19 protein-coding genes are annotated in these 20,013 nt (G+C 57.1%); 3 read left to right on the plus strand and 16 right to left on the minus strand.

All coding sequences use genetic code 11. The annotated features are described in order from the left end of the window. Window positions 1-6: 6 nt before the first annotated feature. Window positions 7-603, plus strand: coding sequence for a TetR/AcrR family transcriptional regulator (locus Q1B46_RS00425; RefSeq protein WP_299943364.1), 597 nt, complete (start codon window positions 7-9; stop codon window positions 601-603). Between the two features lie 90 nt (window positions 604-693). Here Q1B46_RS00425 and Q1B46_RS00430 read toward each other — a convergent pair whose 3' ends face one another. The 8 genes from Q1B46_RS00430 to Q1B46_RS00465 all read right to left on the minus strand — a co-directional run bounded on the left by Q1B46_RS00430 (window position 694) and on the right by Q1B46_RS00465 (window position 7,302). Beyond that, window positions 694-1,452: a Phenylacetic acid catabolic protein gene (locus Q1B46_RS00430; RefSeq protein WP_299943367.1), complete on the minus strand. Its 759-nt coding sequence runs from the start codon at window positions 1,450-1,452 to the stop codon at window positions 694-696. Between the two features lie 12 nt (window positions 1,453-1,464). Further along, window positions 1,465-2,538, minus strand: a complete 1,074-nt coding sequence (gene paaE, locus Q1B46_RS00435; RefSeq protein ID WP_299943371.1) for a 1,2-phenylacetyl-CoA epoxidase subunit PaaE — start codon at window positions 2,536-2,538, stop codon at window positions 1,465-1,467. Between the two features lie 14 nt (window positions 2,539-2,552). Continuing rightward, window positions 2,553-3,011 carry a 1,2-phenylacetyl-CoA epoxidase subunit PaaD gene (gene paaD / locus Q1B46_RS00440; RefSeq protein ID WP_299943374.1) on the minus strand — a complete coding sequence of 153 codons (459 nt, stop codon included), beginning with the start codon at window positions 3,009-3,011 and terminating at the stop codon, window positions 2,553-2,555. A gap of 6 nt (window positions 3,012-3,017) precedes the next feature. Continuing rightward, window positions 3,018-3,776, minus strand: a complete 759-nt coding sequence (paaC, locus tag Q1B46_RS00445) for a 1,2-phenylacetyl-CoA epoxidase subunit PaaC (RefSeq protein WP_299943377.1) — start codon at window positions 3,774-3,776, stop codon at window positions 3,018-3,020. Then, on the minus strand, window positions 3,776-4,060 hold the full coding sequence (gene paaB / locus Q1B46_RS00450; RefSeq protein ID WP_170686513.1) for a 1,2-phenylacetyl-CoA epoxidase subunit PaaB: 285 nt from the start codon (window positions 4,058-4,060) through the stop codon (window positions 3,776-3,778). Before paaB ends, paaC begins: the two co-directional genes overlap by 1 nt. 18 nt (window positions 4,061-4,078) lie before the next feature. After that, window positions 4,079-5,071 (minus strand): 1,2-phenylacetyl-CoA epoxidase subunit PaaA, encoded by a 993-nt coding sequence (gene paaA, locus Q1B46_RS00455; RefSeq protein ID WP_299943387.1) that lies wholly within the window; start codon window positions 5,069-5,071, stop codon window positions 4,079-4,081. Window positions 5,072-5,086: 15 nt separating this feature from the next. Continuing rightward, window positions 5,087-6,289: a 3-oxoadipyl-CoA thiolase gene (gene pcaF / locus Q1B46_RS00460; protein WP_299943390.1), complete on the minus strand. Its 1,203-nt coding sequence runs from the start codon at window positions 6,287-6,289 to the stop codon at window positions 5,087-5,089. A 194-nt stretch (window positions 6,290-6,483) separates the two neighbouring features. Beyond that, window positions 6,484-7,302, minus strand: coding sequence for a cyclase family protein (locus Q1B46_RS00465; RefSeq protein WP_299943393.1), 819 nt, complete (start codon window positions 7,300-7,302; stop codon window positions 6,484-6,486). A 273-nt stretch (window positions 7,303-7,575) separates the two neighbouring features. Between Q1B46_RS00465 and Q1B46_RS00470 the strand changes: the two genes are divergently transcribed. Beyond that, window positions 7,576-9,669 (plus strand): 3-hydroxyacyl-CoA dehydrogenase NAD-binding domain-containing protein, encoded by a 2,094-nt coding sequence (locus Q1B46_RS00470; protein ID WP_299943396.1) that lies wholly within the window; start codon window positions 7,576-7,578, stop codon window positions 9,667-9,669. A 153-nt stretch (window positions 9,670-9,822) separates the two neighbouring features. Here Q1B46_RS00470 and rpe read toward each other — a convergent pair whose 3' ends face one another. The 8 genes from rpe to Q1B46_RS00510 form a co-directional block, all read right to left on the minus strand. Then, on the minus strand, window positions 9,823-10,512 hold the full coding sequence (rpe, locus tag Q1B46_RS00475) for a ribulose-phosphate 3-epimerase (RefSeq protein ID WP_299943399.1): 690 nt from the start codon (window positions 10,510-10,512) through the stop codon (window positions 9,823-9,825). Window positions 10,513-10,661: 149 nt separating this feature from the next. Beyond that, window positions 10,662-11,138: a class I SAM-dependent methyltransferase gene (locus tag Q1B46_RS00480; protein WP_299943401.1), complete on the minus strand. Its 477-nt coding sequence runs from the start codon at window positions 11,136-11,138 to the stop codon at window positions 10,662-10,664. 19 nt (window positions 11,139-11,157) lie between these two features. Next, complete coding sequence (locus Q1B46_RS00485; RefSeq protein WP_299943404.1) at window positions 11,158-11,910, minus strand: polysaccharide deacetylase family protein; 753 nt, start codon at window positions 11,908-11,910, stop codon at window positions 11,158-11,160. Beyond that, complete coding sequence (locus Q1B46_RS00490; RefSeq protein WP_299943407.1) at window positions 11,907-13,049, minus strand: glycosyltransferase; 1,143 nt, start codon at window positions 13,047-13,049, stop codon at window positions 11,907-11,909. Before Q1B46_RS00490 ends, Q1B46_RS00485 begins: the two co-directional genes overlap by 4 nt. Window positions 13,050-13,051: 2 nt before the next feature. Continuing rightward, window positions 13,052-13,630, minus strand: coding sequence for a histidine phosphatase family protein (locus Q1B46_RS00495; protein WP_299943410.1), 579 nt, complete (start codon window positions 13,628-13,630; stop codon window positions 13,052-13,054). Further along, a complete protein-coding gene (locus Q1B46_RS00500) occupies window positions 13,627-14,703 on the minus strand; it encodes a glycosyltransferase family 4 protein (RefSeq protein WP_299943413.1) in 1,077 nt (358 codons plus the stop codon). Before Q1B46_RS00500 ends, Q1B46_RS00495 begins: the two co-directional genes overlap by 4 nt. Continuing rightward, window positions 14,703-15,950 carry a glycosyltransferase gene (locus Q1B46_RS00505; RefSeq protein ID WP_299943416.1) on the minus strand — a complete coding sequence of 416 codons (1,248 nt, stop codon included), beginning with the start codon at window positions 15,948-15,950 and terminating at the stop codon, window positions 14,703-14,705. Before Q1B46_RS00505 ends, Q1B46_RS00500 begins: the two co-directional genes overlap by 1 nt. Next, window positions 15,947-17,161 (minus strand): hypothetical protein, encoded by a 1,215-nt coding sequence (locus Q1B46_RS00510; RefSeq protein ID WP_299943419.1) that lies wholly within the window; start codon window positions 17,159-17,161, stop codon window positions 15,947-15,949. The genes Q1B46_RS00505 and Q1B46_RS00510 overlap by 4 nt, the downstream gene beginning before the upstream one ends. A gap of 382 nt (window positions 17,162-17,543) precedes the next feature. On the opposite strand from Q1B46_RS00510, the gene Q1B46_RS00515 reads away from it, so the two are divergent. Next, complete coding sequence (locus Q1B46_RS00515) at window positions 17,544-19,931, plus strand: mechanosensitive ion channel domain-containing protein (protein ID WP_299943422.1); 2,388 nt, start codon at window positions 17,544-17,546, stop codon at window positions 19,929-19,931. The last annotated feature ends 82 nt before the right edge of the window (window positions 19,932-20,013 follow it).

The raw sequence follows: 20,013 nt of genomic DNA on the forward strand, positions 1-20,013 counted from the left end.
AGTGTTTTGGCGCGCACAATAGCAAAAGACCACGACCACAAACGGACCCGTATCCTGAAATCCGCTGCACGCGTTTTCGCGCAGGAAGGATTTGATCGGGCGTCGATGTCCCAACTGGCGCGGGAATGCGGGATATCCAAGGCCAATATCTATCACTACTACGACAGCAAGGACGCCATTCTGTTCGACATGCTCAACAGCTACTTGCTGCAGCTTCGTGACCAGGTTTGTGGTCTGTGCCTTGAAGGGCTGGAGCCTGCAGATCGCCTGAGGCGCGTGGTGCTGGAAATCCTGCTGGCTTATCAGGGTGTGGATGATGAGCACCGTGTGCAAACCAGCGGAATGACTGCGTTGCCCGAGGAACAGCAAAAACTGCTGCGCGGCTATCAGCGAGATATGGTTGTGTTCGTCAGCGACATCATCGCCAGCATTTCGCCCGCGACTTTCAAGAATGATGCGGCCAAGCTTCGGGCAACCACTATGTCCGTCTTCGGGATGCTGAACTGGTTTTATATGTGGAATGCTGGCGCGGATGCCAATGCACGCAGCGACTACGCCGCGCTAGTCAGCGATCTGACACTGTCGGGTGTTAACGGTCTTTGACGCAGGGTTTGGTTCAAAGTTAATTAGCCTCTGTCGTATGAATGGGTCGTTATACAGCAGTTCCCTCGCCGCAAGAGCCAGCCTCAGAGGCTAGGGTGCTTTGAGCCCTAGTTTAGCGATTTGCTCGGTCGCTTTGCCAATCCAAAGATCTTTCATCTCGACCCCGGTCAGCTGCCGTAGCCCCAGCTTGCGGAGGGCGCCGGTTCTATCCGTAGCCCCGGTGCCGAAACTGGCCGCCACGCGGGGCCACCAATAATCGACCGAGACCTGCATCGTAGCAGCCTTCCCCTGTTCGATCAGCTTGATCGCGCCTTCAACGGCAAGTTCCCCATGACGTGCCTCAATTGGGGCGATGTCGCGGAAGGCTTCGGCCAGAGGCTGATAGGATATCTGTGAGAATTCGGCGAGTTGAACATCAACAGCCTGACTCATCAGCAAGTTCATCACCACAGCATCCTCCCATCCTTCAATGGGATAGTTGAACACCGCTAGGCGCATATCATGTTCGGACCGCGTCGCCCCGATATCCGCATCGCGATCCAGTCGTGTGGTCCAAGGGTGGTGATTGGCATAGCGGTCGGTATTGGCCCCGAACTCGCCCATGATTTTCAGAACACGATCCGCATTATCGGTCTTTTCCAACACGATCTTTGCCGCAGCGATGCGTTCCTTGATGCCAGGCCCCTGATTGATGATATCGGCAAACCCCGCAGCCCCTGCCAGTTCGCTATCCACGAAGGTCGCCATCAGCTTCATGAGCTCTGCGCGATAGCGTGGCGGAACATTGGTCGGGTTACTCAGTACGCCACCTGCTGCCAGATAACTCTCGATTGTCATGTCTTCAGCCATCATTCTCTCCGTCTACTGGTCGTAGTCCACGACCACAGTGTCTGTCAGCGGATAGGCCTGACAACTCAGGACATAACCTTTCTCGACCTCGTAGTCTTCCAGTGCATGATTTGCGATCATCTCAACATCGCCTTCCAGCACCCGGCAGCGACAGGTCGAGCAGACCCCGGCCTTGCAGGCGTAGGGCGCGTCCATCGCGTTCTCCAAGGCAGCTTCAAGGATCGATTGGTCCTTGGGCATGGTGATTGTCTGCGTTGCCCCGTCCATGGTGACCGAAGCTTTGGTCTGGTTCGCCTGAGACGCTGTGCCCGACCCGCTCACCTTGCGTTTGGCCCGACCGGGTTGCGCGCTTGCAAACAGTTCAAACTTGATCTGCCCATCTTCCAATCCATGCGCGCGCAACGCAGAGGCGATGCCCAGCATCATGGGCTCGGGTCCGCAGATAAAGGCCGTATCGACGTTCTGGATGTCGATCCAGTGCTCGAACAGTTCGGCGCATTTCTCTTGCGTGACCAGCCCAGTGAAAAGCTCAATCTCTTGCGCGTCGGTTTCCAGAATGTGGATGACGTTTAGGCGCCCCATGTAGAGGTTTTTGAGGTCTTCAAGCTCTTCGCGAAACATGATCGTGTTCACGCCCTTGTTGGCATAAACCAATGTGAAACGGGAATGTGGCTCTTGCGCGAGTGTGGTTTTCAGGATCGAAAGAACCGGGGTAATGCCTGACCCGCCTGCAAAGCCCAGATATTGCCTTTCGGCGGTCGGATCGATTGCGGTGTGAAAGCTGCCCATCGGAGGCATCGCTTGCACCGTATCGCCGACCTGAAGATCGGTGTTGGCCCAAGTCGAGAACGCGCCACCATCCACGCGCTTGATACCCACCTGCAAAATGCCGTCATCCTTACCCGCACAGATCGAATAGGACCGGCGCAGCTCTTCCCCGTCGAATTTGCGGCGGAAGGTCAGGTACTGACCTTGAGTGAAGTCGAATTCTTCGGCTGAACCATTCACTGGCTTCAACGTCACTACCACCGCATCGCGGATGGTTTTTTGAACATCGGTGACTTCCAAATCATGAAAGCGTGCCATCCGGTGATCCTCCCTCAGATGCACTTGAAATAGTCAAAAGGTTCCAGGCAATCGGTACAGCGCCAATGGGCCTTGCACGGGGTCGATCCGAACTGACTGACCTTCTCAACCGCCTTGCTGCCACAACGGGGGCAGCGTTCTGGACCGCCAGCAGGCTGAGGCGGAGCAATGCCGTACTCTTCCAGCTTGGCGCGACCCTTGTCGCTAAGCCATTCGGTGGTCCAGGCAGGTGCGATGCTGGTTTCAATCCTCAGATCGTCGATCCCATTGTCACGCAGCGCAGTTTCGATATCCATGCTGATGATTGCGGTCGCCGGGCAGCCCGAATATGTCGGGGTAACAGTCACCTTCAGCGTGTCATCATCCCACCGTACATCACGCACGATACCCAGATCGACGACCGAGATCACGGGGATCTCGGGGTCGGGAACGGCACCCAGCCATTCCCACACCTGATCTGTTGAGACCTGCATTCGCCGTTACCACGTCGCGCCGGGGTAGGCGCGTTGCAGCCATTGCATCTGTGTCAGCAAGTGCCCCAGATGTTCGGTATGCATGCGACCGTCACGCCCGCCTTTGTGGGCAAAGCGGCTTTCAGGAATGGTCAAGGTTGCCGCTGTCAGCACTCGCCCGACCAACGCATCATACTCATCACGCAGGTCTGCCGGGTTTGGCGCGATCCCCGCCGCAACCATTTCGGCATCGACGTCGTCGCTGGAAAACATCTCGCCCACATAGGGCCAGAGATAATCCAAGGCCTGTTGCATCCGATCGTGGCTTTCGTCGGTCCCGTCGCCAAGCCCCACAACCGTGTCGCCCGAGCGTTCGAGGTGATAGGTGACCTCTTTACTGGCCTTGGCGGCAATCGCGGCAACACGTTCGTCAGAGGATTTCATCAGCCGCCCCAACATGATCAAATGCCACGCATCGAACAGGAATTGGCGCATTAGTGTGCGACCGAAGTCACCATTCGGCACCTCGACCAGCAGTACATTGCGGAAATCCCAGGCATCGCGCAGGAAGGCGATGTCATCCGCGCTCTTGCCGCCATCGATCTCTCCGGCAAGGCCCAGCCACATCTGGGTTTGGCCGATCATATCCAACGCTGTATTGGCCAAAGCGATATCTTCTTCGAGCACCGGCGCATGGCCACACCATTCACTGACGCAATGGCCGAGGATCAGGGTGTTGTCCCCCATCCGCAGCAGGAATTGCAGGAATGCTTCATCCCGGTCCATCACATTGCCCCCACTTCGTCGGGAATGTCGAAGAAGGTCGGGTGACGATAGACCTTGCTTTCGCTGGGCTCATAAAGCGGACCTTTGTCGCTGGGTGACGAAGCGGTGATGTTGTTGGCCTCTACCACCCAGATCGACACACCTTCATTGCGCCGTGTGTATACATCCCGCGCATTTTTGATCGCCATTTCCGCGTCAGGCGCATGCAGCGAGCCGACGTGGCGGTGGCTCATACCATGCTGTCCGCGGATGAAGATTTCCCACAGGGGCCATTCGTTGTTCATAAGGTGTCCTCCTTGGGTTTACTCGGCCGCTAGATTGCGCGCGCGTTTCTTGCGGGCATGGGCCAGCAGCCCATCACGCACCCACGCGCCGTCGTCCCAGGCTTTGTTACGCGTGGCCAGTCGGTCGACGTTGCAGGGGCCGTTGCCTTTGATCACATCGAAGAATTCGGACCAGTCCGGGTCGGTGTAATCGTAGTGTCCCCGCTCTTCGTTCCATTTCAGGTCCGGGTCGGGGATGCTAAGGCCCAGATACTCAGCTTGCGGCACGGTCTGATCGACAAATTTCTGGCGCAGCTCGTCGTTAGTGTTGATCTTGATCTTCCACGCCATGGATTGCGCCGAATGCACACTTTCCTTATCCGATGGGCCAAACATCATCAGTGACGGATACCAAAGCCGGTTCAGCGCATCCTGTGCCATCTTTTTCTGTTCCGGAGTGCCCTCGGCCATCTTGCGGATCGCGTCATAGCCCTGACGCTGGTGAAAGCTTTCTTCTTTGCAAATTCGGATCATCGCGCGTGAGTATGGTCCGAAGGACGTCCGCTGCAGCGGAACTTGGTTCATGATAGCGGCCCCGTCGACCAGCCATCCGACCGCGCCGATGTCGGCCCAATTCAAAGTCGGGTAATTGAAGATTGACGAGTACTTCATGCGCCCGTCCAGCAGCATCTCGGTGATTTCATCCCGGCTGACGCCCAGCGTCTCGGCTGCACAATAAAGGTACAACCCATGCCCAGCTTCATCTTGCACCTTGGCCAGCAGGATCGCCTTGCGTTCCAACGTCGGCGCGCGGGTGATCCAATTGCCCTCGGGCAGTTGACCGACGATCTCGGAATGCGCGTGCTGACCGATCTGACGGATCAGGGTCGCGCGGTAGTCGTCGGGCATCCAGTCCTTGGGCTCGATCTTGATATCAGCGTCGATCTTGTCCTGAAAGACGCGTTCCTGCTCGGACATCTCCTCGCGGGATTTCACACCGGTTCCAGCTGATTTTACCATCTGAGCATACATGTCGGGTCTCCTCCCTTACACGCGTTCGAGAATAAGTGCGGCCCCCTGGCCAACGCCGACACACATTGTACACAGCGCATAGCGTCCGCCCGTTCGGCGTAGTTGATAGGCGGCGGTCATGACCAATCGCGCACCGCTCATCCCAAGTGGATGGCCTATCGCGATTGCGCCACCATTTGGGTTCACATGCGGCGCATCATCTGGCACTCCCAGTTCGCGCAGTGTGGCCAACCCTTGCGATGCAAAGGCTTCGTTCAATTCTATCACATCCATCTGTTCGATGCTCAGCCCTGCACGGGCCAATACTTTGCGGCAGGCCGGAACGGGACCGATCCCCATTATGCGCGGCTCAACGCCTGCGACGGACATTCCTACGACACGCGCAATTGGCGTCAGACCGTTATTGGCAGCCGAGGCTTCATTGGCCAGCAAAAGTGCGGCTGCTCCGTCATTCACGCCCGAGGCATTCCCCGCAGTGACAGTTTTTTCAGGGCCGTTGATCCCCTTCAAACCTGCAAGCTTTGCGGCAGTTGTTCCGGGGCGCGGATGCTCATCCGTGTCAACGACAATCGGATCGCCTTTACGCTGTGGTATGGTGACCGGGGTGATCTCCTCCTGAAACACCCCGGTCTGGTGCGCCGCGGCCCAGCGGGCCTGGCTGCGTTCGGCAAAGGCGTCTTGATCGGCGCGGCTGATACCGTAAGCTTCCGCTACGTTATCGGCAGTTTCGGGCATCGAGTCGATGCCGAATTCCTGCTTCATCTTCGGGTTTACAAACCGCCAGCCGATCGTGGTGTCATATACGGTGTTTGCGCGCGAAAACGCGGATGTTGCTTTGGGCATAACAAAAGGTGCGCGCGACATGCTTTCGACGCCCCCCGCAATCGCCATGTCAAAATCCCCCGCCTTGATGGCACGGGCAGCCATTCCCACCGCATCCATGCCAGAAGCGCAGAGCCGGTTGATCGTTGTACCCGGAACCTCGACCGGCAGACCCGCCAGCAATGCCGCCATGCGTGCCACATTGCGATTGCTTTCACCGGCCTGATTTGCGTCACCATAAATCACATCATCGAGACGCGCCCAGTCCACCTGAGGGTTTCTGGCGACCAAGGCGGCCAGCGGTAGCGCGGCCAGATCATCCGTGCGCACCTGGCTTAGACTGCCGCCATATCTTCCGATAGGCGTGCGCTGGGCGTCGCAGATAATGGCGTCCATTTATCGAACTCTCCGAATTTGATGTCTCGTCAATAAGTGACCGATAGGTCGGTTAATAAGCGCTCCTGTGATTCGCGGCAAGAAAAATGTAACGTATTTTGCCGATTCCTCGAGAATCGGTAACATATTGAGTTTGCGCCAACTAAAAGCCCGCACAGGTGCGGGCCTTTGTTTGGCAAGAGGGGTGCAGAAATTTAAACCATTGCAAATATGCGGGCCGGACCGCCGGAACCGCCACGATGGGCCGGCGCGCCGACAATCAGCGTGGCGCCGCTGGCAGGGACCTTGTCCAGGTTTGCAAGGTTCTCGATGCCGTACCGATTGGTGGGCAACCAGGCATAGTGGGTTGCAAAATCGGCGGATGGCCCATGATCAAGAGACAGAGAATCTACGGCCAGCGCGACCGCACCTGTTTCATCCATCAGCATTTGTGCGGCTTCGACATGAAAACCGGGGAAGTGCATTTTGCCCTCGGCATCGGCGTTTCGGAAATCCGGTGTTGCGGTTTTTGCACCCCATCCGGAATGCATCGCGACGCAGGCACCATCAGGGATCGGACCATTGGCTGCAATCCATGCGTTCAGATCATCCGGCGTGACCTGGGCGTCTGCGTCCTCGGCCGCCCGCGCCGCGATGTCAATCACACAGAGCGGGCATACCAGATTGGAAACAGGGATTTCATCAACCGACTGACCATCCGCCGAGAAATGTAGCGGGGCGTCAATATGCGTGCCCGTGTGCTCATTTACGGAGAGATTGAAAAGATTGAAACCGTGGTCCTTGATGTTGAAGGCCTGCGTGGCCTCAATTCCGGGCGCGTCAAAGTAAGTGGGAAACTCCGCATCATATATATGCGTCATGTCGACGACCTCGCCATGTCCCATGGCCATTGCCGGGGTCGTCGCAGAGGTGCCCAGTGCGGTTCCGGTGGCCATTGCTGCGCTTGCTTTGAAGAACGAACGCCGTGACAACATCCGGTCCTTTACGGCAGCCATTACGCATACATCACACATTTTGGTTCTCCATGATTTTTCGACACCGGAGCAGGATACTGGTCCGACATTCCGGATTAGGTCCAATTCAATACTTGCTGGTTCAGATTAGCCTGATGCTGATGACGTGGGATTCACATGTTTGTCACCGGCTGATTTAGAGGAAAAACCGAACGATTGGTCGATTAAAGGGTTGAATACTCAGGCGGACCGGGTCAGTCTTTGTCCGGCATCATCTCGGGCATCTCGGGTTGTGCTGGCGGCAAAGCAATATTGTTCAGGAGGCAGGAACATATGTCCCAGGTTATTGGCTATGAGAAAGTGGGCGATATCGCAGTTTTGTCGGCGAATAATCCACCAGTAAACGCATTGGGGGTGGATGTACGTCGGGGCCTCTTGGCTGGGATCGAGCGTGCGGAAACCGAAGGCGCGCTGGCAGTTCTGATCTATGGAGAGGGTCGGACTTACTTTGCCGGTGCCGACATCCGCGAATTTGGCAAACCGCCGCAGGAACCATGGCTACCCGCGCTCTGCGATCGGATAGAAGCGTCGCCGCTGCTGGTGGTCTCGGCTTTGCACGGCACGGCCCTTGGCGGTGGGCTTGAGGTTGCCCTATCCTGCCACTACCGCATAGCAACCCCGTCGACGAAAGTTGGGTTGCCGGAAGTCAACCTTGGTATCATCCCCGGCGCAGGTGGAACCCAGCGCTTGCCGCGTATCGCGGGGGTTGAGGCTGCATTGGATATGATCACCACCGGGCGGCATGTTCAGGCGCCTGAGGCGCTTAAAATGGGCGTTCTAGACAAGGTTCAGGACGGCGACCCGCGTGACATCGGTTTGGCCTATGTGCAAGACCTGCTTGAGGCAAACGCGCCGCGTCGTCCGGTCTGCGAAATGGCCAGACCCGCCGCGATCGACTTTGATGCAGCCTATGATGCTGTGTTGAAGAAAGGCCGGGGTCAGCTATCGCCCGCGATAGCGGTGCGCGCGGTGCAAGCCAGTTGCGAGTCTGCGGATTTTGCCACAGGGCAGGCACGTGAACGAGAACTGTTCATGGAATTGATGGCTTCGGATCAGCGCAAGGGCTTAATCCATGCGTTCTTTGCAGAACGAGCGGTTTCGAAATTGCCGGAGTTGCAGGGCATTTCCCCCCGAGACCTTCACAAAATTGGTGTGATCGGCGGCGGCACGATGGGCGCTGGTATTGCCACCTCGGCTTTACTCGCGGGACTTGCAGTTGTGTTGCTTGAGATGTCGCCAGAGGCGGCCCATGCCGCAAAAGACCGGATCGCAGCAAACCTGGCCGGTGCGGTGAAACGCGGAAAACTAAGCGCGGCTGAGCATGACGATATCCTGCAGAACAGGCTGACATTGGCGACGGACTATGATGCGCTCGGCGACGTTGATCTGGCGATCGAGGCCGTCTTCGAAGATATGGAAGTAAAAAAACAGGTTTTTGCGCGGCTGGATGCCGTCTGTAAGAAAGGGGCGGTGTTGGCGACCAACACCTCGTATCTCGACATAAACGAGATTGCGGGATCGGTTAGAAGGCCTGGCGACGTGATCGGTCTGCATTTTTTCTCACCCGCTCATGTGATGAAACTGCTCGAGATTGTCGTGGCGGATCAGACTGCGCCCGAGGTCGCGGCAACAGGGTTTGCGCTGGGCAAGCGGTTGGGAAAAGTATCGGTCCGGGCAGGTGTGTGTGACGGGTTCATCGGGAACCGAATTCTAAACACCTACCGGAGTTGTGCCGATCACATGGTCTTGGACGGCGCGAGCCCTTTCCAGATTGATACCGCACTGACCGAGTTTGGATTTGCAATGGGCCCCTATACGGTATCTGATCTGGCCGGGTTGGATATTGGTTGGGCCGCACGCAAGCGCAAACGAGCCGCGGGGCTGGACCCGCGCGCGCGTGACAGCTTCTACGCGGACAAACTGTGCGAAGCGGGGCATTTTGGTCAGAAAACCGGCAAAGGCTATTATGTCTACGAAAAGGGTAAACGCGGTGGAACGCCGAACCCCGATGTTATGCCTTTGATCGAAGCCGAGCGTGCAGAACAGGGTATTTCACCCCGCACGTTTACAGATAAGGAAATCGTGCGTCGTTACATGGTCGCAATGGTAAACGAAGCGGCAAAGGTTGTTGGCGACGGTATCGCTCGTAGGCCGTTGGATGTGGATGTCACACTGCTCTATGGCTACGGGTTTCCTCGGTATTGGGGTGGGCCAATGAAATGGGTCGATCTCCAGGGTTTGCCGACTGTGCTTGATGATATCCGAAAGTGGTCTGAGGAAGACGCCTTTTATTGGCAGCCTGCGCCACTGCTTGAGCAGCTGATCTCTGAAAATCGTAGCTTTGATGACCTCAACAGGGAAACCTGAGATCATATGGCGAAGGCTCCCGCACCCGCACAACATTGGCTATGCCAATATTGTTAGCGGCCTTGGGCCCGGCATCGCGCTTTGCGCGATGCCGGGCCCAACAGGAGGAGGCGTTTCGACAGAAATGTCGACGACTGGCGGGAGGGCTTTGGGTTAGCTTTGCGCTGCTTCGGCAGCAGATCGCACGGCGCGAATGTTGTCTCCGTAAACCGAAGGGTTCGAGACGGACCCGCCCTTGAAAACAGCCGATCCAGCAACCAACACGTCTGCACCCGCAGCAGCGACCAGAGGTGCGGTCTTGGGGTCGACACCACCGTCGATCTCGATATGCACCGCGCGGTCCCCGATCATCTGGCGCAGGCGTTGCACTTTTGATGTCATATCGATGAATTTCTGCCCGCCGAAGCCGGGGTTAACGGTCATGACGCACACTAGGTCAGCCAGGTCCAGAAGATGCTCGACCGCCTCGGCGGGCGTGCCTGGGTTCAGAGCAATGCCCGCTTTCATCCCGGCAGCGCGAATAGCCTGAAGCGTGCGGTGCGAGTGGGGTCCGGCCTCGACATGAGCCGTCAGAATATCGGCTCCGGCATCGGCATAGGCCTGTATATAGGGATCGACCGGAGTGATCATCAGATGCACGTCCATAACCGTTTTCACATGCGGACGGAACGCTTTGACCGCGGGAGGGCCGAACGTGAGGTTGGGTACAAAGTGTCCATCCATCACGTCCACATGAACCCAGTCCGCTCCTTGCGCTTCGATGGCCTGAATCTCCTGTCCGAAATTGGCAAAATCGGCAGACAGGATCGAGGGGGCGATCTTAATGGAACGGTCAAAGCTCATGACAGGCCTCATGTGGATGTGCGGTTGCGACGGCGTATAACTCCGACTTGGGTCGAAGGATAGGCCTTACGGTGCTGATTTTGAGGGATGCGGTTGGCGTACATTCCTGATGCCCTCGGCAATTTGCGTAGAGGCAAATCAATAACTGTTCAGGCACGATAAAACAGATACCGGCCCGGCGCGATCGTTTCAGGGCCCTGTATCTGAGAGAAGCATGTCAAAGGTTGCCCTGATATCAGCAACCCGCCAGGTCGCATAACCTGTGCGATCAGAGGGCTGAGGCGTGCCGCCTCTGCGACGTCTTCGGATTTGATCCCGCGACCGAAATCATAATGCGCCAGTGCAATTGTTCGCCCGGCTTCTGCCAATTTCCTCAGCATCGGTTCGGCCTCTCCCTGCAAGAAATCCTGAGCAGGGGGCCTGCTGTCCGGGTGGCATTGCAATACCCGGTCCATTACCCAGATCCGACGTTGGGGCAGCATCTCGCGCAAATGGTCATAGGTGCGTCCGTTGCCCAGTCCTAGGTCCAGAACGTCTCCGTCCATGTTGTCGATCTGCGCGGCGGCCCAGTTCAGCCCGTCGCGTTGCGCGGTCAGGCGGCGCAGCATGGAATCCAGTCGACTCATTCGGGCTCTCCTTGCGGGTTCAGTTGCGTGGCGCGGTCCAGGGCGTGCCCGGCCCTTCAAGCAGCCTGTGCAACAAGTCCTGTGTAAACGTCCAGATGTCCTGATCATGGACCAGATGATGCGTCAACACCCCAAATGCTTCGGAATTGTCTGCCCGTCCGGTGCGTCGGTCTTGCAGCAGTGCAACTATTTGCGAAATCAGCTTTTCGGGGTCGACCAAACCGCGTGTTCCGCGCCAATCGATGGGGTCGAGATGCGTGTTTACCTGCTCGAGTCCGGGTGCCGCGAATACTGTTTTCCGGGGCGTTGCAGTCGACAGTATCCGATAGCCCAACCCGCTAAGTTTAGCTGCGACTTCAGGATCGATCCGGTTCCAAGGGGGCACGAATACCGGACGCAACCGATCACCAAACAACCGCTGTAGCCCAGCCAGCCCCGCTGCGGCGTCGGAAACCACAGTTTCTATGGGCCTGTGCAGACGGAATTCAGCTTTCTTCTCGCCGGTTGGCGCGTGGTTTTGATGCGCCCAACCATGCACAACCGGGATTAGCGTTGGTTGATCTGACACATAATCCGCAAGTGACACCTCCGCCGCCTGGGGGATCACAGCCAGATGAACGGGCAAACCGAGCTCAACAGACATTGTGGTCAATTTTTCAAGCTGTGGTGTTACTGTGATCGCATCGTCGTCACGCCACCACAACGGCAACGTCAGCCCCGTGTCCTGCCAGCGCTGCAATTCGATCTGCAAGGGATACCAATTAAGGTTCATCGGCGGGCCTCGAACAATTCCGTTGCAATTTCTACCGAGCGGTGCGCGCCATTAAAACCTTCGGTCATAGGGGGCCGAACGGCACCCGACAGGGCACGGCCCAGCGCATTGGCCAATGTGGGTCCGGATAGGTCTGAACTGTTCAGCACCTCGATACCGTCCAAGTGCGAAAGCGCGCGCGCGCGCAATCCTTGCTCAACCTCCTGACCATCATCGAACGGGATCAGAACCGCCGGGGTACCGCTTTGCAGCACATCCATGGCCGTGTTGTATCCGCACATACTGACCGAGGCTTCAACCAGTGGCAGCATCTGCCGAAAATCAGGCCGGACGGGTTCCAGAATGATTGATGCACCTTCGGCCAATTGCGAGAGCTTAGCAATCCGCGCTTTAGCATCCTGTCCACCCACCAACAGGCGCCAGCGCTTGTTGGGCATCTTGCGGGCGGCCTCGATGGCCGCCTGAAAGATCGGCTGGCCCACAGATCCGCCACCTGCGCTGACCACGATCTCACCTTGGCCAATACCGTCCGGATGATGTGGCGGCGCGGTTGGCGCGACGAAGCCGGTGTAGTGCAGGCGTGAAGCCAATTGAGGCGTGACAGGCCAGCTGACGCTTAGCGGCGTGATTTCAGGATCGGAATGGACCAGAACACCGTCATAATACTCTGCGATGATCTCATCTGCCTGAATTGCTTTTGCAGGTTTCGAGGGGGGTGCGAGAATATCACGGATCGAACTCAGGATGATCGATGGTTGAGGTAATTCTCGTGCGGCCTTCAGTGCAGCCCGAAACTCTGCGGCCAGAGAACGTCGCCCAAACGGATAGAGTTCGGTAATCAGAATCTGCGGCCCGAACCTGCGTATCGCCTGTGTCAGCCCGGTTGTGCGGGCGTCGAAATAGGCGGCGTCGGCAACTGCATCGTTCTGATCAAGCAGCCGGGTGAAATCAGTTCCATCCGACCGTAGCGGTGGCAAGCTCAGCAAAGTTAATCCGCTCGTGTCCAGCTGAGGGGCAGGCATACCGCCCGAGATCACAAGCACATCGTGGTTCTGCTCGGTGAACGCGCGTCCCAATATGAGAGCCCGGCTCAGATGACCGGTGCCCAACAGGTGGGTAACGACGATCATCACCTTCATGATCAGCCCTCACGCGCAACGAGGCGGATGGGTTCAGGTTCGGCCCGCATAGGGTCCAGTTCCAGAATAAATAACCTGTTGCGCTTGATCTTGAACGGGGCGGGGCCCGCAAAGTTCCATCCCCAGGCTTTGGCCAAAATCACGCGCATGATGCCGATATGGCAGACCGCCAGATTGTCGCCCTTCAGGTTGGTCAGCCAGGGCGCGAGTCTTGCCCAGATCTCGGCCGGGCTTTCGCCCTTAGGCGGCCGATAATCCCAACCCCATTCTTCGATATGACGATATCCACTGTCGGGGATTGCAATCAGATCTACGCCACGTTTGCCTTCCCATTCCCCCCAATTCATCTCGGTCAATGCATCAGACGTTTTGGGAGCTTGGCCAGACACCAGCTGGGCGGTTTCAGCGGCACGGCTCAGGGGGCTGGACCAGATTGATGCTGTGTCCCAAGGCGATGGCAGGCGATACCCCCCAAGCTCAGCGCGGGCTTCGGCATCCAAGGGTATGTCGCTGCGACCCTGAATGCGGCCTGCGCGGTTCCAATCTGTGTGTCCATGGCGCAAAAGGGCGAGGCGGCTCATGATTTTTCCTCCAACAAGGGGCGAACGGCGGTCCAGAATTGTTCGGTAGCTGACGAGATTAAATGGCGTTGTGCGATGTATGCCCGGGCATGTTCGCCTTCAGACCGTCGCAGGGCAGGATCGTCCAAATACATCTGTATGCGTGCAGCCAACGCTTTGGCACCCAACCCGACGCTTGGATGATCTGAGGGCATCAGCACGTCCCGCACGCCGGGGCGGTCTTGTGCTACGACCGGCACACCGCTGGCCTGAGCCTCAAGATAGACCATGCCATAGGCTTCGTTGACACCTGGCCAGACGAATATTGATGCTTGACGGTAGAGGGCCTGCAAAGCGCTTCGATCCAACTGGCCCAAAAACTGGACCCGGGCTCCGAACCGCGCCATCAGTTCTTCGACCTCTTGGCGGGCAGGGCCGTCGCCTGCTACGTCCAGCGCCCAATCCCCGGTCAGATGCTCTAACGTCTCGGCCAATATTGTGTACGAGGCCAGCTTGTCCCCCGGACGCATCATGCCCACGGTCAGCATCGCGCCATCGCGGGTCGAAACAGGGGGCAATTCGGCGACGGGCAGAAACGGAGGTAACTCCACCAATGACTGAGAGCTGAACCTTTCCCGCTCTAACGTGATCAGATCGTTGGCGGTGTGATAAAAAATCACCCGCGCTGTGTCGCAAGCGTGGTGAGCAGCATGGGCAAAGTCAGCCCATGGGCCCGAGAGCCGACTGGTGGCACGGGTGCTTTCCAGCTGGACATAGGGAATACCCCTTGCGCGGCTCACTTCGGGGCCCAACAGGTCAGGGGCCTTGTAGTAGTTGTGATAGGTCACCCAAAGGTTGGTGTCCGGTGGCAGGTCCGAAATCAACCGCGCGGCCTCAACCTTTGCCTTTTGGCGCAACTCCTCCTGAAGGTCCTGGTCACCTGATTTGTCATAAATGCGCATTTGCGATGCGAGGTCGATACAATCACCCCGGGCACTGATCGCAGCGATCAGATTACGGGCCATTTCACGATCACCCGAAGGTTTTGAACTGTCGGGGGATTTCATCGGCGCGTAGAAAGCCACCCGGGTCATCACAAGCCGTCCGCGCACAATGCGTTTAGCCGCTTGGACAGGCGGCGGATGCCGGGATCCATGCGAAAGTCAGCGATGAGCCGGTCAAATGCGGCCTCTGCCATCCCCGCGGTTCTGATCGGGTTCACGGCCATATCGGTAATTGCTGTGGCCAACGCGGACGGGTCGTCTGAGGCCAGAACTCCGTGGACGCTGGTTTCGATAAATTCCGGGATCGCCGATACAGGTGTTGACAGGATCGGAAGGCGCTGAGATGCCGCTTCCATCAAAACATTCGGCAAGCCGTCCCGGTCGCCATCTTCCGCAATCCGGCTTGGCAACACAAACAGATCGGCATTGCGCATTTCGGCAATGACTTCGGGCTGATCACACGCTCCCATCCATGTGATCCGCTCGGACAGACCTGCAGCGTCAGCTTGCGCACTCAACATTTTAGCCAAGTTTCCACCGCCGATATGGGTCCAATGCCAGTTCAGGGTCTTGGGGAGACGTGCGAAAGCTTCAATAAGTCGGTCAAAGCCTTTCTTTTCAACCAAACGCCCGACCGAAAGCATGCGAAAGGGCGCATTTGTTGCACGTATGTTCCGTTCCGGCGGTGCAGGGAACCGGGACAGATCCAGCCCGTGATAGATCAACTCAACCCGCTCAGGATCGTCGGCCAAATCGCGTAGATGCGCGGCGCCAATGGCCGTGCAGGTTGCCCCGAAGGCAGCACCATGAGTGGCCAGTTGCAGTTTTTCCCGCTTTTCCCAATCTGGTGAGGTCCAGATATCCTTTGCGTGGGCCGAAAAGCTCCATGGCAGACCACGCATGATCGAGGCATAGCGCGCAACCGATGAGGGCGTGTGCATAAAGTGCGCATACAAGGCCTGAGTTTCCTGAGGCAGCTCTGCCGCCAGAACGCAGGCCTGACCAAACCGGCGGATGCGATTATGGCTTGGGTCTCGGCGAAGATCTTGCCGCCAGACGCGATAGGCGTCCCCGTACCCGGGCAAGCGAGATGCGATGGTGCGCGCGGCAGCAATCCGTTCAGGTTCTTCGAACAGGTATTCCGGCAGATAATGCACCTGCCCGTTAAAGCGATCGTGCAACGGATGTCGCTTTGTATCGGTCGGGTGGCGCAGTGACCAGATATCGAAGCTGTGCCCAGCCTCCTGCAAGGCCACTAATTCCTGCGCTATGAACGTCTCGGACAGGCGCGGCCAGCCTTTGACCAGCACCGCTAACTTGGGGGCTGCAGATGTCATCCGGTGGCGCGCTCTTGTTCTGCGCCCAGCAGTGCATTGATGCGGTGGGTGACGTAGTTCAGCCCGTCCAGCAACCCGGCGCGAATCGCCTGTGAGGGCAATGGCTGATGAGGAAGGTTACGGATCGCGCGGATCATAGAGTCTGCTGTCAGGCCGTCGCGGTTTTCATCCAGCATTTGCACCAGCCCCAGATCCTCGGCGCGTGAGGCGCGAATCCACTGTTCCAACCGCGGCGTCGTCCGCGGGACAATCACGGCGCGCTTATCAAAGGACAGAACCTCGCAAAAGGTGTTGTAGCCGCCCATGCAGACAACACCGGCCGCTCCGGCGAACAGAGTTTCAATCTGGGATTCAAAGCCAACGGCGGTAACCCGACCATTCAGCGCGGCAACCCGTGTCTCAAAATCTTCGCGCAGTTCTCCTGACAGGAAAGGCCCGTAGACCAGAACCGCACGCGGCGATAGGTCTGGGTCTTTCTCATAAGCAGACAACACAAGATTAACCATCGCTTTGCCATCACCACCGCCACCGGGGGTGATCAGGATATAGGGTTGTTCGGGCGGTTCGCCGATAGGCCCCAGATCTCGCCGCAGATACCCCGTCCAATGAATACGTTGCTGCGTCGCCGGGCTGAGCGGCAGGCCTTGCGTCGGGTCGTAGACGGACCGCAGCCCATACACCCATATCTCATCATAGAACCGCTCGGTCGCGGCGATGGCTTCTTTGCGTTTCCATTCGGCGGCCAGAACGTCGGGCTCATCCAGAACATCGCGCAAGCCCAGTATCAGCTTGGTGGAACATGAGTTTTCAAGATATTCAAGCGTCGGCAGCAGTTCGCCACGAAATCCGGTTGGTTCTTTGTCGACGATCAGAACATCAGGGTCGAATTGCTCAACTGCTGTCTGAATTAGGCTTGAACGCAGCTCGGTCACGTCGTCGATTCCCATACCGATGGTCTGCGAGGCATATGAGCCATCTGCACGCTTGGTGACACCGGGCAGGCGAACGTGGTCGACCCGGTGCGGGAACGTGAACCGGCCTGCCACGGGCGAGCCGGTCAGAATCAAAGCCGAGGCACGCTGATCAGCTTGAGTAATGGCGGCAGCCAGAGCCCGAGACCGGCGCAAATGACCCAGACCGAACGTGTCGTGACTGTAGAGCAAGATGCGAGGCGCGCGGCCGTGATGTTCGTTTTTGTTACCTAGGCTCATGCCTTCGCCCGTTTTGGTTCCGATGCAACTCCGCGCGTTTGCACCTGATTATCCCATTTCTTTTGCGTCCGCTTGCCCAAGGCAGGGAATTTGCCTTGCAAATGCGCCAAACATTGCGATTTGGCAACAGCATAATGGCCGATCAGCCACCAAAGTGCCGCGCAAACTAAAGTGGCGATTACTTAATCTGACCAAATAAGCGTGCACAATTATCGCATAGGCGGTGATATTCAATTTTTGAATGTTTGGAAACACTTTATCCAGTCGATTGCGCAGAAGTCACTGACCTTACACGAAGTCGTATACTTACGCGCGGAAAATTTGAACAGCCGAGCGAGGTTCTGTAGTCTTGCCTACAACTGTGAATTAGGTGCAACACACTATGAAAATGAATGTTCTGGCCGGGCTGGTTCTGGCGCTTTGGGCTGCGATGCTTGCGTGCGTCTCCGAAGCGACGGCACAAACCTCGCTGATACCGGGATATCCCACAGGATCATCCGAAGAAACCAGCACAACCGCCTCGGATGAAGAGGGCGATCTAGCCGCTGCCATCCGTTCAGCCACCGAAGCAGGCGCAAGCGTTATTGTCATTGATAGCGTCGGGCAATTGGTTTCGACGCCCGGAGGTACAGACGCTACGGCCGCGTCGGAAGATGCTGATCCGATGGCGGATGGTTCTCAGTTGATGAGGGCGCAGGAGCGGTTCTCGAAATTCCGGGACTCTGTCCGATCACGACTGGAGGCGTTGCCGTATTCCGTTTTTGAGGTGCAGTACGTCCTGAGGCAAACAAGCCCGGATGGCCGTATTCAGACCTATGTCGAGGTTTTGGCCTGGAACATTGTTTTCCTTCTGTTGGGTCGTTGGCTATCGACCGAAATCTACGGCAAGCGGTTCGCCAAGCGGTGGGTCGTGGCCCGTATAAAGGAAAACCCCATAGGCTATCGCGAAAAGATGCCCTTTCTGGTTTATCGTTTCGTGATGGGTATCGGCGGTACGGTCTTTGCCATGCTGATGGCGCTGATCGTAGGATATCTGTTTTTCGGAGAAGCCGAGGATATATCCATTCAGTTCACAGTCACGGCGATCTTCACCGCGTTTTTCCTGTCGCGCACGGTTGCAGATCTATGGCGGATGATCCTGTCGCCGTTTCTCAGCCAATATCGCTTGCCTCCGTTCTCAGACCGAGATGCGAAGCGGTTGTACAGGTGGGCCTCAGCTATCGCGACTTATGACATCTCGGTCGTTTTGTTTGCGACCTGGGTGGCGGATTTCGGATTAAACTACAATGTCTACGCTATGGTTTATGGTGGTCTGACACTGGTTGGGGCGCTGGGCAATGTCCTGATGATCTTGTTCAATGCACGTGCGATTTCGCATGCGATCCGAGGTGGACGCATGCCTGATCAGGTCTCTTGGATCTTGCGATTTATCTCGTTCGCTTGGGCTCCGGTTTTGATGCTGTACATCGTATTTAGCTGGTTCAAACTGGCGGTGGACCTGGTTCTTGAAGTCGAGGATTCGATCCCGATCGTCGCCAGCAGCTATGCAATCTTCATGTCGGTTGTTGTTGCCTATGGTGCGATGAATTACCTGCTGGAGCGTTATTTCGACCGCAATCGTCAGATTGAGGAACTGAACGCCGATGCAGATGAAGCCGATGCCGGAGATATGGCTGAGGTCGCCACGCCCGAAGCTGAAAAGCGCAAATACGCTATTCTGACTTACGAAGACCTTGCCCGCAGAGTCGCTGGCATACTGGCTTTTGTCGTTGGGCTTTATGCGTTGGTTGTCATTTGGAACCCGCAAGCCAATTGGAGCGATGACCTACCAGTCGAGCGGGCGCTTGATATGATGGTGATCCTGTTCATCGGCTATATTCTGTTTCACTTCTTCCGTGTCTGGATCGACAGCAAAATCGCGGAAGAGGTTGTCGACGGTGCCGCTGATGCGGAGCTTGGTGACGAAGGTGGGGAAGGCGGGCAAAGCCGGCTGGCAACTCTGCTTCCTTTGTTCAGGGGAGCTATTCTTGCCGTTGTCGTAGTCACCATAGCCTTGATTGCTCTGATGGAACTTGGGATCAATGTCAGCCCGCTGTTTGCCGGTGCCGGCGTCGTTGGATTGGCTGTTGGATTCGGGTCTCAAACGCTGGTGCGTGATATCTTTTCAGGGGCGTTCTTCCTTATGGATGACGCCTTCCGAAAGGGTGAGTATATCGACATCGGGGATGTGAAAGGGACTGTCGAGAAAATTTCGATCCGTTCATTTCAGTTGCGCCATCATTTGGGGGCGTTAAACACGATTCCCTTTGGTGAGATCAAAGTGCTGACGAACTATTCTCGTGACTGGGTGATCATGAAGTTACCGCTGCGGGTGACTTACGACACCGATGTCGAGAAGGTGCGGAAACTGATCAAGAAGCTGGGCCAGGAATTGCTGAGCGATCCTGTGATCGGTGAAAACTTTATTCAGCCGTTGAAATCGCAGGGTGTGATTGAAATGCAGGACTCGGCAATGATCATCCGGGTCAAGTTCATGACCAAGCCGGGCGATCAATGGCTGGTGCGCAAAAAGGTCTATCAGGATATTCGAGAATTGTTCGCCCGCGAAGGTATCCGGTTCGCGCATCGCGAAGTCACTGTGCGATTGGCAGATGGTAAGGAGGCAGAAGATCTGACACCGAAACAGCGTGAGGCGGTGACAGGTGCTGTCCAAGCGGCGATTGACGACGATTATCTGGATGATATCGGCCCCGGCGGAGACGACCGCTAGGAGGGCTCCCGCCGCTTTGGATAGCGTCTCTGACGAGACGCCAACCAAAGCGTTGGGCCGAGCCGCGCGTTCCGCGCGGCGG

The sequence above is a fragment of the uncultured Ruegeria sp. genome (genome assembly GCF_947500045.1).
Taxonomy (GTDB): domain Bacteria; phylum Pseudomonadota; class Alphaproteobacteria; order Rhodobacterales; family Rhodobacteraceae; genus Ruegeria.

Bases quoted from the DNA above. Each gene is read 5' to 3' on its own strand.
- pcaF (WP_299943390.1), bottom strand. From the start codon at position 6,289: ATGGACGCCATTATCTGCGACGCCCAGCGCACGCCTATCGGAAGATAT.
- Q1B46_RS00470 (WP_299943396.1), top strand. From the start codon at position 7,576: ATGTCCCAGGTTATTGGCTATGAGAAAGTGGGCGATATCGCAGTTTTG.
- Q1B46_RS00485 (WP_299943404.1), bottom strand. From the start codon at position 11,910: ATGAACCTTAATTGGTATCCCTTGCAGATCGAATTGCAGCGCTGGCAG.
- paaB (WP_170686513.1), bottom strand. From the start codon at position 4,060: ATGAACAACGAATGGCCCCTGTGGGAAATCTTCATCCGCGGACAGCAT.
- rpe (WP_299943399.1), bottom strand. From the start codon at position 10,512: ATGAGCTTTGACCGTTCCATTAAGATCGCCCCCTCGATCCTGTCTGCC.
- paaE (WP_299943371.1), bottom strand. From the start codon at position 2,538: ATGGCACGCTTTCATGATTTGGAAGTCACCGATGTTCAAAAAACCATC.
- paaD (WP_299943374.1), bottom strand. From the start codon at position 3,011: ATGCAGGTCTCAACAGATCAGGTGTGGGAATGGCTGGGTGCCGTTCCC.
- Q1B46_RS00430 (WP_299943367.1), bottom strand. From the start codon at position 1,452: ATGGCTGAAGACATGACAATCGAGAGTTATCTGGCAGCAGGTGGCGTA.
- Q1B46_RS00500 (WP_299943413.1), bottom strand. From the start codon at position 14,703: ATGACCCGGGTGGCTTTCTACGCGCCGATGAAATCCCCCGACAGTTCA.
- Q1B46_RS00505 (WP_299943416.1), bottom strand. From the start codon at position 15,950: ATGACATCTGCAGCCCCCAAGTTAGCGGTGCTGGTCAAAGGCTGGCCG.
- Q1B46_RS00490 (WP_299943407.1), bottom strand. From the start codon at position 13,049: ATGAAGGTGATGATCGTCGTTACCCACCTGTTGGGCACCGGTCATCTG.
- Q1B46_RS00515 (WP_299943422.1), top strand. From the start codon at position 17,544: ATGAAAATGAATGTTCTGGCCGGGCTGGTTCTGGCGCTTTGGGCTGCG.
- paaA (WP_299943387.1), bottom strand. From the start codon at position 5,071: ATGTATGCTCAGATGGTAAAATCAGCTGGAACCGGTGTGAAATCCCGC.
- Q1B46_RS00465 (WP_299943393.1), bottom strand. From the start codon at position 7,302: ATGTGTGATGTATGCGTAATGGCTGCCGTAAAGGACCGGATGTTGTCA.
- Q1B46_RS00495 (WP_299943410.1), bottom strand. From the start codon at position 13,630: ATGAGCCGCCTCGCCCTTTTGCGCCATGGACACACAGATTGGAACCGC.
- Q1B46_RS00480 (WP_299943401.1), bottom strand. From the start codon at position 11,138: ATGAGTCGACTGGATTCCATGCTGCGCCGCCTGACCGCGCAACGCGAC.
- paaC (WP_299943377.1), bottom strand. From the start codon at position 3,776: ATGGACCGGGATGAAGCATTCCTGCAATTCCTGCTGCGGATGGGGGAC.
- Q1B46_RS00510 (WP_299943419.1), bottom strand. From the start codon at position 17,161: ATGAGCCTAGGTAACAAAAACGAACATCACGGCCGCGCGCCTCGCATC.